Source organism: Neobacillus sp. 19 (genome assembly GCF_049463095.1).
Classification (GTDB): domain Bacteria; phylum Bacillota; class Bacilli; order Bacillales; family Cytobacillaceae; genus Neobacillus.
Genome location: NZ_JBMPZU010000012.1, coordinates 1 through 13,878, shown reverse-complemented (window position 1 = coordinate 13,878; position 13,878 = coordinate 1). Strand labels below are relative to the sequence as shown.

Sequence of the window (13,878 nt, the reverse complement as noted above, 5' to 3'; positions counted from 1 at the left end):
TGTTGTGTACACTCGTTGGTTGTGAAGCCGATATTAACCGCAAACCCAACAACCTAGATAGGCGTTTTCGCATTTATCGTGAAACGCTTTCGCGTTTTTCGTGCGCCGCTTCAAAAGAAAATAAAAAAGAATCAGTTGTTACGTGCTTTAAATAATCAATGAGCGAACATGAAGGAATTACAAGGAAAATGCATGTGGGAGTTCATGTAACTAATTTAATGAAATCCATTGAATTCTACAAAAAGTTTTTGATGAAGGACCAATTAAAGTGAAATTGGATTATGCAAAGTTTTTCCTGTATGATCTTGGATTGATTCGTTCAAATTGCTGATTATTTATCAAATATTTCGTAAAAAACAATATAGTTAGAGACGAAAAAAAGAACACTGTGAATATCAATCTTGTTCTCAGTGTTCTTTTAAGAGTCTATTGCATGACAGGACGTGTAGGAGATGTTTGGTCCTTTTTATTTTTTCGAAAAGCAACGAAATACTCGCTTTATTCATATATGTGATAATAGTTGTTTTTCAGGTGATTATTTACAGCAAAATTAAGTGATCCCGCTAACGTCATTTCGTCTCTGGGGTCAACAGTTACCATCCAGCATACTGTTTTACTTTCTCCATATTGATTTTTTGTTCCTCGAGGTCAGAAAATGCCTGGTCGAAAATCGAAACGGCTAAATCAATTTCTTCCTTTGAAATGGTGAGAGGAGGAGTGATTTCGATTACGTTGCTGTTTATACCAACATAAAAGACTAGCATTCCAAGCTCATAGCAGCGATAGCAGATTGCCGCGGTTTTTTCTGCTGCGGGGGTTTTGGATACACGATCTTCCACTAATTCTACTCCGATTGCCAATCCTTTCCCGCGGACATCGCCAATCCACTCATATTTATTCTTGAGCTGTTGTAATAAATCTTTAAAATACTCGCCATTTATCCGTGCGTTATCTATTAATCTCTCATCCTCGATAATATGTAGCGTTTCCAAGGAAGCGGTGGTACTGACGGGATTGCCGCTTGCTGTAAACATATGAATGCCTGTTCCGACATCAAGGATTTCCTTTCTTGCGACAACTGCGCTGATTGGCAAGCCGCCGCCAAGGGATTTTCCAAGAACTACGGCATCAGGTACAATTCCGTAATGATCGAAGGAAAACCATTTTCCTGTCCTGCCTAAACCCACTTTGACCTCGTCAAAAATGAGGTGAATCCCATAACGCCTGCAGACCTCCTGAAGACGCGGTAAAAAATCGGCAGGAGGGACAAGGAGACCGCCATCGCTTTGGATACCCTCTACGATGATCCCCGCAGTTGTCTCAGGGGGACAAATCGTTTTAAACACTTCCTGCTCCAGATATTGAATCAATTGTTCGGTTAAGTTTTTCGTCTCTCCAAAAGGAGGGCGGTAGGGATTTGGGTAGGGGATTTTTACCACATTGCCACTTCCGATAAACAGCGATTGGGCTGGATGGCCGGATAGGGAGAGTGAACCCATCGTTTGTCCATGATAGGACCCCATAAATGAAATCATTCTTGGGCGATTTTTCTCAAGTGGTACTAATTTAAGCGATACAATCATTGGCATCAGATCCAGAGTGGCCAAACCATACCTTTTTGGGAAAATCACCAGGTGTGATGTCAATTAGTTTTTCTGCCAGAGTGACCATGGTCGATTCCGGTGCAGAAAGCTGCGAGGTAAAGGATAAGGTATCATATTGATTCTTAATCCTGTTGCTGACCCTTGGGTGTCCATACCCAATCCCGGCAACGGCCCAGCCGGCTGCTAAATCCAGGTATTCCTTTCCTGCCTGATCAATGATGCGGGTCCCTGTAGCTGATTTTACAGAAATCGGGTAAAAGCGAATTTTCAAGCTGTTGGCGATTACCTCATTTTCAGTATCAAAAAACGATTTCGTCACATTGTTTCCTCCTTTTCGTTTTAGGGAATGATCATATATTTTTTCAGCTTGTAATTCAGGTTCTGTCTAGAAATTCCAAGCTGTTCTCCCGCTTTGGTTATATTTCCGTCGGACTGTTTTAATGCTTGTTCAATCATGATTCGTTCTAGCTTTTCCATTTGCTCAGGCAAGGTTCCGATATATGGGAATGAAGATTCTGGGCTTAAAGGCCGTTCCTGATGCTGAAGTTTCATTTTTAAGACAGGAGGGAGGAGTTCATAACCAATTGTCCTCTCATCATAGACAAGGTTTAAGCAGCCTTCAATCACATGTTCAAGCTGGCGGACATTCCCCGGCCAATGATAATCCATGAAAAGCTGAAAGATTTCCGGTTCCAGACCCTCGACGTTGACATCTAAAAGCTTTGCATGCTTCCGGATAAAATAGTCTGTTAATATCCGAATATCCTCTTTCCGATTTCTTAGCGGTGGAATGACTAAATTGACAACACCGAGGCGGTAATACAAATCTTCTCGCAATCGTCCGTTTGCTACGGCTTCCAGTGGTTCCTCGTTCATCGTTGCCATGACACGGACATCGATTTGAATTAATTTAGAAGAACCGAGCCTTTGAACCTTTCTTTCCTGTATTACCCGCAGTAATTTTGCCTGCAGGCTAGTTCCCATTGAATTGATTTCATCCAATAAAAGGGTTCCGCCATTTGCTTGTTCAAATAATCCCGGCCGATCGACTGCACCCGTGAAGCTTCCAACCGTTGTCCCAAAGAGCAGACTTTCTAACAAGGATTCAGGTAGAGCGGCGCAGTTTTGTGCAATAAACGTCCCATTTTTTCTTGGACTTTCATTATGAATGCTTTGCGCAAACAGTTCTTTTCCGGTCCCGGTTTCCCCAACAATGAGGATATTGGATCTTGACCGGGCTGAACGGCGTGCTTGTTCAACCGTAAGTGCCATTTCTCTGCTGGAAAAGACGATATTTTCAAACTGAAACCGAGTGTTGTTTTTTTGGGTCTGCAGGGAAGAGGGCGGTATGGTCGCTCCTCCCTTAGATTGTTTCTGAAGCTGCATAATGGTATTGGTTAATTGTTTTTGTTCGCTAATATCTTTGCTTATTTCCATGGCCCCCACTCGTTGGTCGTCAAGTGTTAATGGCACGGTACGAACCAGTGTGGTGATTGCTTTGCCATGGGTGGAAAACTGAGTTTCCCGATGATTCGAGTGTTCGTCCGGTTCGTACGGATGTCAGCAGCGTACTGGTTGTTTCGTCCACGCTCCAAATGTCCTGAACCCGTTTTCCTTTCACGGCCTCTGGTTCCAATGTTTCTACTTCACCGGCCTTGCGGTTGTAAAAGAGGATGGTTCCATGCTCGTTAATGACACAGATTCCCTCTTCCAATTGATCCAGTATGAGATCGAATACCTGCTTTTCTTTATGGAATTGCTGAATTTGGCTATTCAGCTGTTGGACTTGAGAGAGATCTTTTAGAATGATGACATACTTATTCCCAACATCATGATTCTCACTATAGACAATATTTGCGACCAATTGCTTTGTTCCTAATGAAATAGGTACACCTGTTTTTCCTTGTTTCTGCAGGCTTTTTTTAAACTCATTTGAAGGAATCAGTTCAAAAATGGACGTACCAATAAGAGTGGAGGGATTTCCCAAAAACAAACGAGCGGCCGGCCGATTTAATGAAAGAATGATCCCATCTTCACCTGCCATAATGATACAGTCAAAAGAATGGTTCCAGACTTCTTCTAATGAAGTAAAAGAGAGTACATGATGCATAAAGACACCTGCCTAATATGAAAAATTCTGAGCGAAAAAAATTTATCTATGTTCGTTCTACCTATATTTTTATCATAGATTCCATTAATTTAATATAAGAATTCAGAATATTTTTTATAGATGAAAAATTTTAAGCGAAAAAATTTTTTCGATAGAAAAATTATTTTCGTATTTTCTGAAGTTTACATATCGACCGAACAACATTCATTTGAATGTAAGCAGTTGGCACAAAAATTGCATATTTGACTTGTAAAGGAAAAGAAGGAGGATTCATGCATATGAAGGTTTCATTAAAGGATTGCCAAGCTATTGACGTTCATGCCCATCCATACATCGCCAATGCTGTGCCATTTACGGTAGATGAGTATGTAAGAAAGTTATCTTTGGCCGTCATTCCAAATCAAATTTCCCCAAATTATAAATGGGTAAAAAATCAACCGTACCCAGGCAGTAATATGTGGGTCCAAATCTTGACGGGGCGGTTGGCAAAATATTTTTCATGTGAGCCAACATTAGAAGCGGTCGTAGCGCAACGCAATGTCAAAGCAGCCAACTATAAAAAGTTTACTCGTGAACTGTTTCAAGATGCCCATCTCACTGGAGTGGTTGCCGATTTCGGATACCCGCAGCCGCCGCTTAGTAAAACAGAATACGCTGATTTATGCGGTGCGCGAATATGGGAGGTTTTCCGAATTGAGCCGGAAATGGTCCGCTTAGGTGAAGAATGTCAAAATTTTGGTGAATTCATTGAAAAATATCGTACGGTGCTTGCCGATGCCTTAAAGAGGAATGAGGTCGTTGGGTTAAAATCTATTATCGCTTACCGGAGCGGACTAGATATTGCTCCGATGGATCAAGGAAATGCGGCTGCGGAATACGAGGCATTCCGGCAAAATACCCGGGCAAAAGTAAAGAGTTTCCGAGATTATTGTCTCCATGTGGCCATGGAGGAGTGTACGGTCGCCAATAAGGTCATGCATATTCATACTGGCATCGGGGACGGGGAGGTTGTGCTGCCGAAAGCAAGTCCAAGTTTTTTACTAGATATGCTGCGTGATTCGAAATATGAAAAGACAAAGGTCCATCTTGTCCATGGCGGATATCCGTGGGTGGAAGAGGCTGCTTTCATTGTTAGTATTCTTCCAAATGTCTATATGGATCTTTCCTTACAAAATCCGTTCAGCGGCCATGGCGTTAAAAGAATTCTATCTCAGGTGTTTGAATTTGCCCCGTTTGATAAGGTCATGTATGGCTCCGATGCATTTACGGTGCCGGAAATGAATTGGCTGGGGGTACAATTATTTAAAGAATGCTTTGAAGAGGTGCTGGGATCCTGGGTTGAATCGGATTATATGGATGCAGAAACTGCTAGAGTCATAGGTGAAATGGTTCTTTATCGAAATTTCGAAAATGTTTATCAAGACCAATTAAAGGGGGCAATTACATGAGCAATAAGAATCAATTAAGTCTTGAACCGCAGAGGAAGCTTGGGTATTGGTCGATATGGGCCCTTGGCGTAGGAGCCGTTATTGGTGATGGAATTTTCCTGCTCATGGGTCAAGGGATTGCGACTGCAGGGCCAGGTGCGATTCTTGCTTACGGTATAGCCGGTTTATCTCAGTTATTTCTGATGGTCTCTTTAGGGGAGCTGGCAGTTGGAATGCCGAATGCAGGGGCCATGTCCCATTGGGTTGAACGCTTTATGGGCAAATGGTGGGGGTTTCTATCCGGTTTTACCTTTGCCCTTGGCTGGGTTATTGCGGGTGGAAGCGTTGGCCTTGCATTAGGCAGGCTCACCATGTGGTTTTTCCCACAGCTTCACGGGGAGTTTTGGCCGGTATTTTTTGCCGTCTTCTTCATTACCATTTTTGCCGTCTTGAACATATTAGGTGCTGAGATTGCTGCCAGGACACAATTAATATTGGTTGTGATCATGACACTTGTTATGGCTCTTTTTTCTATCATTGGAATGAAGGATATCAATTTTGATCATTTTACTCCATTCTTACCACATGGGACGGATGGTTTCTGGGCAGCCGTTCCACTTGGGACCTATGCGTATCTCGGTGCTGTCACTTTAGCAACGGCCGGAGGGGAAGTAAAGAATCCAAAGGATCTGCCAAAGGCATTGATTTGGTCCAGTATTACCTTTCTTCTGTTGTATACAGCAGCTCAGGCTGTCCTGCAAGGATTGATTCCATGGGATCAAATCACGATGGATAGCTCGCCGTTCACCGAGGCTGCACGTATGGTCTTTGGTGTTGCTGGTGCCTTTATCATGAATATGGCAGCATGGATTGCAGCAGCCACATGTATATTAATGGGGACGCTTTATGCTTCTTCCCGTATCTTTTATGCACAGGCAAAAAGTGGTTTCCTTCCTTCATTTTTTGCGCACATCCATCCGAAAACAGGAACGCCTGTATATGGAATCATCGTAGTATGGGCCTTGTCTGTCGGTTTAGTCATTTTAGGATCATTCAATCCAGATTTTCTTTATGTTGAACTATCGACTCAGCTTGTCTTAGCATGGCTGGTTTCATGGACTCTTGCTCTAATTGCCGCGATCCTTTATCGAAAAAAGGCCCTTCAGGAAGTACAGATGCTACCGTGGAAACAGCCGCTTTATCCATTGTTTCCGATTCTTGGGTTTGTCGGTATTGGGATTGTTTTTTACGGCACATTTATTGGAAGTCCTATGACACTTGTGCGCGGAGCCATCGGGATGGCCATTCTTTATGTATTGTTCCGCTTTTTTTATAAATCAAAAAGTCAATCTTCCAAAGCCGGTAAAGATACAACGATGTAAGGAGGATGAAAAGATTGATTAGCAAGAATATGGTTAAGGTAAACGAAAATCTATTAGAAAAATTAATCGAGATTCGCCGACATCTTCATCAATATCCGGAGCTCTCATTCGAGGAATTTAGAACCTCACAATATATTGCCTCCTGTTTAGAAGAATGGAGAATTCCTTTTAAAAAAATTGGAGAAACAGGGATTTTCGTAGACATTGTCGGTGAAAAAGGGGAAGGACCTACCATTGGGATTCGGGCCGATATTGATGCCCTGCCAATTCAGGAAAAAACAGGTCTTCCTTTTTCTTCCCTTCATTCAGGTATCATGCATGCCTGCGGACATGATGGGCATACGACGATCCTTCTTGGCACGGTTTATATGCTTAACGAGCTGAAAAGCAGCTTAAAAGGCAGAGTGCGCTGTATTTTCCAGCCTGGGGAGGAGGCAGACGGTGCGGCAGAGCAGTTAATTAAGCTGGGAGTGTTGGAAAATCCTTCTTTAGACGCGATGCTTGCCCTTCATTTATGGCCGCACCTCCCTCATGGTACGGTAGGAGTGAGATATGGAGCCATTACAGCGTCCTGTGACGACTTTTTGATTGAAGTCCGAGGAAAAGGCGGCCATAGTGCAAGACCCCATCAAGCTGTGGATGCCATAACGATCAGTTCGCAAATTCTCCAGTCACTGCCGACATTAGTAACAAAGGCAAGTAATCCTGTTGAGCCTGTTGTTGTCCATGTGGGAAAAATTAACGGCGGCAATGCAAGCAATGTAGTAGCGGACCTTGTTGTTTTAGAAGGAACAACACGATCTGTCATGCAGGAAACGAGAAATAGACTGAAAGAGCAACTGACTCAGTTGTGTGAAAACACCGCATCTAGCTTTGGAGGGAAAGCGATTGTCGATTATAAGCTCGGCCATCCACCTGTGATTAATAGTGATACGGTTACCCGTGCCCTTGAAGAGAGTGCGATCGAACTTTTTGGTCCTGATAAGGTGATGCAGTTAAAGGAACCTTCCATGGGAGCGGATGATTTTGGCGCTTTTGCTGAAAAGGTACCGAGCACGTATTTTCGATTAGGAACCGCGCAGGACCATAAGCCTAATTACGATCTGCATCACCCCCAATTTGAATTTCATGAATCGATTATTCCTCTGGGAGTGGAATTATTTACATTTGTTGTGTTAAGCAGATTACAAAATGGAGTGGAAAAATAATGTTATCAAAAAAACAGGTCTTAGAGATTGTTGAAAAAGAAAAAGTGGAATTTATTCGTGTCGAATTTCTCGACTATGCAGGTGTCACCCGTGGTAGAACGATTCGGCCCGCCCAATTAATGGATGCAATGGAAAAAGGGATTAATTTCAGTACCGCGATTATGAGTTTTGATGTATTTGATGAATATATTCCAAACCCTGCCTACGGCCCTAATGATGGAGACTTTTTTGCTGTACCGGATCCAAGTACATTTGCCATCCTTCCTTATCGAAAAAATACCGCGCGGATGATTTGTGATTTGGTGGATATTAACGGCGATCCGTGGCAAGGATGCCCACGAAGTGCATTTAAGCGGCTATTAAATGAAGTGGAATCCGTTCTCGGCGGCAAAATGAATATGGCGTTTGAGCAGGAGGCCTATTTATTAAAAGAAATCGATGGACAGCTTGTTCCTGCCGATAACAGCCATTGCTTTTCTACGGAGGGCGCTGATATACAGGAAGATTTTATTCAAGAATTTGTTCACTCATTGGAGGCCATGGGGGTAGAAACAGAACAGTTATCAAGTGAATTTGGCCCTGGACAGCTAGAAATCAACTTAAAGTATACGAATGCGTTAAAAGCCGCAGATGACCAAGTGACCTTTATGCACTTATTCAAACAAATTGCTCGTGATAAAGGAATGGTGGGAACCCTCATGCCGAAGCCTTTCCAACATTTAGCCGGAAGTGGACTACATGTTCATATCAGCTTATATGATGATACGGGGGAAAATCTTTTTGAGGATACTACGGATCACCGTGGACTGGATATGTCGGAAAAGGCCTATCATTTCATTGGAGGCTTGTTAAAGCATGGATCATCACTTGTTGCTATTGGTGCGCCGAGTGTCAATTCATATAAAAGAATGCAGCCGGGATCATGGGCGCCGGCACATATTTGTTATGGATCAGGGAATCGTTCCGTTTTAGTCCGTATTCCTGAGAAAAGAAGGGCGAGGCGGTTCGAATACAGAGGAGCAGATGGAACATCCAATCCGTATCTTCTAGCCGCTTGTATTGTTGCAGCAGGACTACGTGGGATTCAAAATAATATTGACCCCGGTGAGCCCATTGAATTTGATGTAAGCGCCGCAAGTGAGTTTCAATTAAAAGAACGGGGGATCAGCTGGGTACCACGAAGCTTAAAGGAAGCGATTGATTGTTTGGCAGAAGATTCTGTACTGGCCCAAACCATCGGCAGATCCATATGGGAAGAATTTATTAAAATAAAAAGAACGGAATGGGATAAATATTCACGCTATGTAAGTGATTGGGAACGGAATATTTTCTCTGCAAGATTCTAAGTATGCTAGTTTAGCAGCAAGGAGAAGAACAAATGAAAATCCACTTTATTCAAAATGACGAATTGGCCACCCCGGGGTTTATAGAGGAATGGGTAAATGGGAAAAAGTTTTCATTATCTCGTACTCGGATGTATGATGGTGAGACTTTTCCTTCTATGGATCAGTTTGATTTGTTAATTATCTTAGGCGGCAGGATGGGTGCTTATGAGGAATCTTTATTTCCTTGGTTAATTCAGGAAAAACAATTTATTCGTGAGGCCATTGATCAGGGAAAATGGATATTGGGCATTTGTCTTGGTTCACAGTTACTGGCCGAAGTCTTGGGGGAGAGGTTTATCCACATACCCACCAGGAAATTGGCTGGTGGCAGATAGATAAAACAGAGGAAGCGGGAAATTCCAAGCTTTTTACAGGAGTACCTCAATCTCTCATTGCATTCCAGTTCCATGGCGATACCTTTGACCTGCCAGTTGGCGCCATTCGTTTGGCATCAAATAGCGGCTGTACAAACCAGGCTTTTTCTTACGGGGACAGGGTTTTAGGCCTGCAATTTCATCCTGAATTCACAGGAGAGATGATTGACGGTTTGGAGCATATGTTTGGCAGCCAAATTCGTGTAGGTGAATTTATTCAGAAACCCCAACAATGGGTAAATCAAAATCAGCACTTAAATGGGGCAAAATCGATGTTATTTACCATTCTGAATAATTTTGAAGCAAACATTTCCAAAAAAACGATGAATGAATAAATGAGTAAGACGGTTACAACCTAGAACTAAAGAAAGTAAATAAAAAACGTAATGATGCCAGTACTAGAAAACTGGAACCATTACGTTTTTTTATTTATCGGTAAAACCAGTTATGGGGATCCTCATTTTGAAAGGTCTTGTTCCGTTTTTGGAACTAGTGGAATTCGGTTGTACATGCTAATTATGATCCGACCAAGTGGTTCAAATACCGAACTAAATTTATATATAAGCGTACTGGTCAAGAGTGCGACAATCATACTTCCTAGCACATCAAAAGGATAATGGTGCCCGACATAAATACGGGAGATCCCTGTTAGTATTGCAAAGAAAAGCATTCCAAAACCAATTTTACGATGACGCATTACTACCGCAAGTGCTAGCGAAAATGCACCTGTTGTATGATCGCTTGGAAAGGAAGAATCCTTTGCATGTTGAATCAATAGGTTCACATGATGTGTCACAAATGGACGCGGTTCATCATAGATATGTCCTAAGATATAGTTAATGAATAAAGCGATTGCACCTGTTATAGCAGCATACACAACAGAGTATTTATATTTTTCTTTTCCAAAAATCCACATAAGAAGGAGAACGACTGTATAAACAATCAATGCATCTTTGGTAACGAAAGCCATTAATCCGTCTAAAAAAGGATGATGGCCAGCATGTTGATTGATAGCGTGAAATAATTTGTAATTCATTAAAAACCCTCCTTGAGGTTCTTTTCAATTTCTTCGATTTAAATGGGCATTTTAACTATATAAAAGAAACTTGTCTTTTCCCCTTAATAAACCATTAATATTTCATTAAAATGAAAAAATGGGTATTTTCAGCATAAGGTTAGGTTAGTTAGAAAATGCTATATAAATGGAATGATTCGTTAACGTCAGGGGGACTGCCTTGTTCCATCAGATCGTAAAAGCTGTACCCAATTTATTTACGATTGGAAATTTTTTGTGCGGAGTTCTATCCATAACCTTTAATATGAGTGGATTTATAGAAGTAGCGTCCATTTTAATTTTCTTTTCCGCAGTTTTTGACCTTCTTGATGGAAGGGTTGCAAGAACATTAAAAGTGAACAGTGAGTTTGGTGTCGTATTGGATTCCTTAGCGGATATTGTAAGTTTCGGAGTAGCTCCAGCGCTTCTATTTCATACCATAGCAGCACCATCCATCTTAACTTCTTTAGCATTTATCATTTTTCCAACGATGGGAGCCTTAAGATTAGCTAGGTTTAGTGTTAAGCCGACCATTGGGTATTTTAAAGGATTACCCATACCAGCAGCTGGATTGCCATTGGCTGGAATGGGATTCTTTTCATATAGCAATCCATGGATTACCCTCATCCTAGCGATTTTAATGGTAAGTCCAATTAGGGTTAAAAAACTTTAATTTTATTCTGGAACTGAAGCTAGTAACCTTTTCGAAAAGGTCTAGCTTTTTTATTTTGTTCCTAAACTTTTGTTCCTTTCAATCTATTAGAATAGGTATAAAAAGTCTAATAATAAAATATCAATAAAAATATTATAAAATATAATAAAAATTTATTGTAAATCGATAAATTTTGTATTAAAATCAAAACAGAATCATTTAGTGAGGTGCTTTTTATGGAACAAGTAAGGACATTGTTTTTAAAAATAGCTGTTATTTTTTTGGGAGTCCCAGTTCTTGCTCTGTGCATCTTTTTGGTGCCAGAGATGGCGGATCTTGCAACAAAATTGCTTCCAGAGTTTGCTTTAATAAAATATCTCGTTTTCATCGTTTTTGATGCATCCGCGATACCTTATTACTTTGCCTTGTTTCAGGCCTTTAAACTCTTACGCTATATTGACAAAAATAAAGCTTTCTCTGATTTATCTGTAAAAGCTTTAAAGAAAATCAAATACTGTGCCATCACAATCAGTATTTTGCATGTGCTAGTTTGGCCGCTCTTCTATATCTTTGCGGAAGTAGACGATGCACCAGGAGTTATCTTTGTCGGATTGGTTGTTCCTTTTGCTTCGATGGTGATCGCAGTCTTTTCGGCTGTTCTCCAAAAACTTTTACAAGAAGCAATTGATATCAAATCGGAAAATGATCTAACGGTCTGAGGTGAATAACAATGGCAATTATAATCAATATTGATGTGATGTTAGCAAAAAGGAAAATGAGCGTAACAGAACTTTCGGAGAAGGTAGGAATAACAATGGCGAACCTTTCTATATTGAAAAATGGAAAGGCAAAAGCGATCCGATTATCCACTTTAGAGGCAATTTGTAAGGCTTTAGAATGTCAGCCTGGAGATATTTTAGAATACAAAAGTGACGAAGACAGTTAAACATTGTGAAGAAAACTTAAGATAGCAATTATTAGGGGAGGTATAACTATGGACAGTAACAATTATATTATTGAAAATATGGCTAACCCTCATGAGCTGGAGAGAATGTATCGAAAAGACCCGAAAACTTTTAAAAAATCATTCTCACATGCATGGGAACAAAATCCTGATTCTCAGGTTCTTGGCGTTTGGTATGAAAGATTGCATTTCAAGGAGATGGCACATACAGAAAAAGCTTCCTTCTTTCAAAAAGGATTCTTATTCATGGGCATTTTATCCCTTCTGGCTGGGATAAGCACCAGGATCATTTTCCATTTTGTCGAACAGGAAGCAATTGCTCCAATTAACCTGGCCTTTGGCATAATTCCCTTTATTGCCGCCTATTTTGTTTACCATAATAAGCCGAAAAAGTATGTTGTATATTCCCTTGCAACGTTGTTCCTAATTTCCGGGTTTTATCTTAATATGCTGCCATTAAATAATAAAGATAGTATTATCCTTGCTTATTTACACCTACCCATATTCTTATGGGTATTGGTAGGGCTTGCATTTACAGGAAATGAATATGCAAAAGGCAGTTCAAGATTAGCCTATATTAAATTTAATTTGGAATTTTGTATTCTCTACGCCAGTATGGCAGTCAGCGGCATGGTGCTAGCCGCATTAACTATGCAGTTATTTAGCTTTGTTAGCTTGGATATAGAAGACTTCTATTTTAGTAATGTCGTTTTATTTGGTGCTGCCGCTCTTGCTATTGTGGCCGCATACCTGGTAGCAATGAATCTTAAACTTGCTAAGAATATTACACCATATATAGCTAAAATTTTTAGTCCTCTTGTCTTGGTCACATTGTTGGTCTATCTTATAACGGTTATATGGGTCGGAAAAAATCCATTCTTAGACCGAAATTTCCTGATAGCCTTCAACGGAATACTTCTTGGTGTCTTGGCCGTTACTATATTTTCCATTACCGAAAGCGATTCAGACGAGAAAAAGAACATTTCAGATTATATAAATTTTGCCTTAATTGGTCTTGCGCTTATCATTGACAGTGTGGCTTTGTCAGCCATTGTGTTCAGACTTTCTTCTTATGGGATTACGCCTAATAGACTTGCTGTTTTAGGAGTAAATATCCTTATCTGGGCAAATCTAATTTGGATTATGATTTCCTATATTCGTTTTCTACAAAACAAATCCGGGCTATCAGCTATCCAAGATGCCGTTACTAAGTATTTGCCGGTCTACGGACTTTGGGCAGCTTTCGTTACATTTATTTTTCCTATTATTTTTAAATAGAAAGGCTCTGTTAATCTAACGAAGGGATAATCTTCTATAACGTATAAAATCCTTAGAGCCGAAATTATGTGCAGCTATTTATGGTAAGTGAATAATCTTGTTGAACTTCGTGCCTATTTTAATTTTATCCAACACTTGTCCATTCACTTTTATTCTAAATGCATATGTTATTATTACCACCGATGCTACAAGTTCAGACATATAGTAACGCCTCCAATGGAACGTTTGCATGTATTGCAGACGTTCTATATCTTTTTAAGAAAATTTTAGGAAATCGCTGATTTTTTTCCCACTATATGATGATTGTCCCTTTGTCATATATGAAAAGCGGCGCACGAAAAACGCGAAAGCGTTTCACGATAAATCGCGAAAATGCCTATCTAGGTTGTTGGGTTTGGGTTAATAACGGCTGCACAACCGAACCAGTAGACCAGCAACAT

Annotated in this window: 13 protein-coding genes and 1 pseudogene; 9 read left to right on the top strand and 5 right to left on the bottom strand. The window is 40.7% G+C overall.

All coding sequences use genetic code 11. The features are described from left to right. Positions 1–593: 593 nt before the first annotated feature. Genes ACO1D1_RS02965 through ACO1D1_RS02950 form a run of 4 tightly spaced genes read right to left on the bottom strand, consistent with a single transcriptional unit; the run spans position 594 to position 3,714 of the window. Positions 594–1,607, bottom strand: coding sequence for an aspartate aminotransferase family protein (locus tag ACO1D1_RS02965; protein WP_423334897.1), 1,014 nt, complete (start codon positions 1,605–1,607; stop codon positions 594–596). Continuing rightward, the gene (locus ACO1D1_RS02960; RefSeq protein ID WP_423334896.1) at positions 1,567–1,923 is read right to left on the bottom strand and encodes an aminotransferase class III-fold pyridoxal phosphate-dependent enzyme; all 357 of its coding nucleotides are present in this window, start codon (positions 1,921–1,923) and stop codon (positions 1,567–1,569) included. Before ACO1D1_RS02960 ends, ACO1D1_RS02965 begins: the two co-directional genes overlap by 41 nt. A gap of 20 nt (positions 1,924–1,943) precedes the next feature. Continuing rightward, the gene (locus tag ACO1D1_RS02955) at positions 1,944–3,041 is read right to left on the bottom strand and encodes a sigma-54 interaction domain-containing protein (RefSeq protein WP_423334895.1); all 1,098 of its coding nucleotides are present in this window, start codon (positions 3,039–3,041) and stop codon (positions 1,944–1,946) included. Between the two features lie 19 nt (positions 3,042–3,060). Next, the gene (locus tag ACO1D1_RS02950) at positions 3,061–3,714 is read right to left on the bottom strand and encodes a PAS domain-containing protein (protein WP_423334894.1); all 654 of its coding nucleotides are present in this window, start codon (positions 3,712–3,714) and stop codon (positions 3,061–3,063) included. Positions 3,715–3,992: 278 nt separating this feature from the next. Here ACO1D1_RS02950 and ACO1D1_RS02945 point away from each other — a divergent pair, with 278 nt between their 5' ends. From ACO1D1_RS02945 to ACO1D1_RS02925, 5 genes and pseudogenes are all read left to right on the top strand, one after another. After that, positions 3,993–5,162, top strand: coding sequence for an amidohydrolase family protein (locus tag ACO1D1_RS02945; RefSeq protein ID WP_423334893.1), 1,170 nt, complete (start codon positions 3,993–3,995; stop codon positions 5,160–5,162). Continuing rightward, positions 5,159–6,523, top strand: a complete 1,365-nt coding sequence (locus tag ACO1D1_RS02940) for an APC family permease (RefSeq protein ID WP_423334892.1) — start codon at positions 5,159–5,161, stop codon at positions 6,521–6,523. The genes ACO1D1_RS02945 and ACO1D1_RS02940 overlap by 4 nt, the downstream gene beginning before the upstream one ends. A 5-nt stretch (positions 6,524–6,528) precedes the next feature. Beyond that, positions 6,529–7,731: a M20 metallopeptidase family protein gene (locus ACO1D1_RS02935; RefSeq protein WP_423334891.1), complete on the top strand. Its 1,203-nt coding sequence runs from the start codon at positions 6,529–6,531 to the stop codon at positions 7,729–7,731. Further along, positions 7,731–9,077, top strand: coding sequence for a glutamine synthetase family protein (locus ACO1D1_RS02930; protein ID WP_423334890.1), 1,347 nt, complete (start codon positions 7,731–7,733; stop codon positions 9,075–9,077). Before ACO1D1_RS02935 ends, ACO1D1_RS02930 begins: the two co-directional genes overlap by 1 nt. Before the next feature lie 32 nt (positions 9,078–9,109). Continuing rightward, a pseudogene (locus ACO1D1_RS02925) lies at positions 9,110–9,825 on the top strand (type 1 glutamine amidotransferase). 122 nt (positions 9,826–9,947) lie between these two features. On the opposite strand, the gene ACO1D1_RS02920 reads toward ACO1D1_RS02925, so the two are convergent. Beyond that, positions 9,948–10,526 carry an undecaprenyl-diphosphatase gene (locus ACO1D1_RS02920; protein ID WP_423334889.1) on the bottom strand — a complete coding sequence of 193 codons (579 nt, stop codon included), beginning with the start codon at positions 10,524–10,526 and terminating at the stop codon, positions 9,948–9,950. Between the two features lie 199 nt (positions 10,527–10,725). On the opposite strand from ACO1D1_RS02920, the gene pssA reads away from it, so the two are divergent. The 4 genes from pssA (at position 10,726) to ACO1D1_RS02900 (ending at position 13,438) form a co-directional block, all read left to right on the top strand. Continuing rightward, on the top strand, positions 10,726–11,217 hold the full coding sequence (gene pssA / locus ACO1D1_RS02915) for a CDP-diacylglycerol--serine O-phosphatidyltransferase (RefSeq protein ID WP_423334888.1): 492 nt from the start codon (positions 10,726–10,728) through the stop codon (positions 11,215–11,217). Positions 11,218–11,432: 215 nt separating this feature from the next. Further along, entirely contained in the window at positions 11,433–11,915 is a 483-nt protein-coding gene (locus ACO1D1_RS02910) for a DUF2975 domain-containing protein (protein WP_423334887.1), read from the top strand. 11 nt (positions 11,916–11,926) lie between these two features. Further along, positions 11,927–12,142: a helix-turn-helix domain-containing protein gene (locus ACO1D1_RS02905; RefSeq protein ID WP_017153334.1), complete on the top strand. Its 216-nt coding sequence runs from the start codon at positions 11,927–11,929 to the stop codon at positions 12,140–12,142. A 48-nt stretch (positions 12,143–12,190) separates the two neighbouring features. Next, positions 12,191–13,438, top strand: coding sequence for a DUF4153 domain-containing protein (locus ACO1D1_RS02900; RefSeq protein WP_423334886.1), 1,248 nt, complete (start codon positions 12,191–12,193; stop codon positions 13,436–13,438). The last annotated feature ends 440 nt before the right edge of the window (positions 13,439–13,878 follow it).

Coding starts and splice junctions, on each gene's coding strand:
- ACO1D1_RS02955 (WP_423334895.1), bottom strand. CDS start 3,041: ATGGAAATAAGCAAAGATATTAGCGAACAAAAACAATTAACCAATACC.
- ACO1D1_RS02940 (WP_423334892.1), top strand. CDS start 5,159: ATGAGCAATAAGAATCAATTAAGTCTTGAACCGCAGAGGAAGCTTGGG.
- ACO1D1_RS02920 (WP_423334889.1), bottom strand. CDS start 10,526: ATGAATTACAAATTATTTCACGCTATCAATCAACATGCTGGCCATCAT.
- ACO1D1_RS02905 (WP_017153334.1), top strand. CDS start 11,927: ATGGCAATTATAATCAATATTGATGTGATGTTAGCAAAAAGGAAAATG.
- ACO1D1_RS02950 (WP_423334894.1), bottom strand. CDS start 3,714: ATGCATCATGTACTCTCTTTTACTTCATTAGAAGAAGTCTGGAACCAT.
- ACO1D1_RS02945 (WP_423334893.1), top strand. CDS start 3,993: ATGAAGGTTTCATTAAAGGATTGCCAAGCTATTGACGTTCATGCCCAT.
- ACO1D1_RS02935 (WP_423334891.1), top strand. CDS start 6,529: ATGAAAAGATTGATTAGCAAGAATATGGTTAAGGTAAACGAAAATCTA.
- ACO1D1_RS02910 (WP_423334887.1), top strand. CDS start 11,433: ATGGAACAAGTAAGGACATTGTTTTTAAAAATAGCTGTTATTTTTTTG.
- ACO1D1_RS02930 (WP_423334890.1), top strand. CDS start 7,731: ATGTTATCAAAAAAACAGGTCTTAGAGATTGTTGAAAAAGAAAAAGTG.
- ACO1D1_RS02900 (WP_423334886.1), top strand. CDS start 12,191: ATGGACAGTAACAATTATATTATTGAAAATATGGCTAACCCTCATGAG.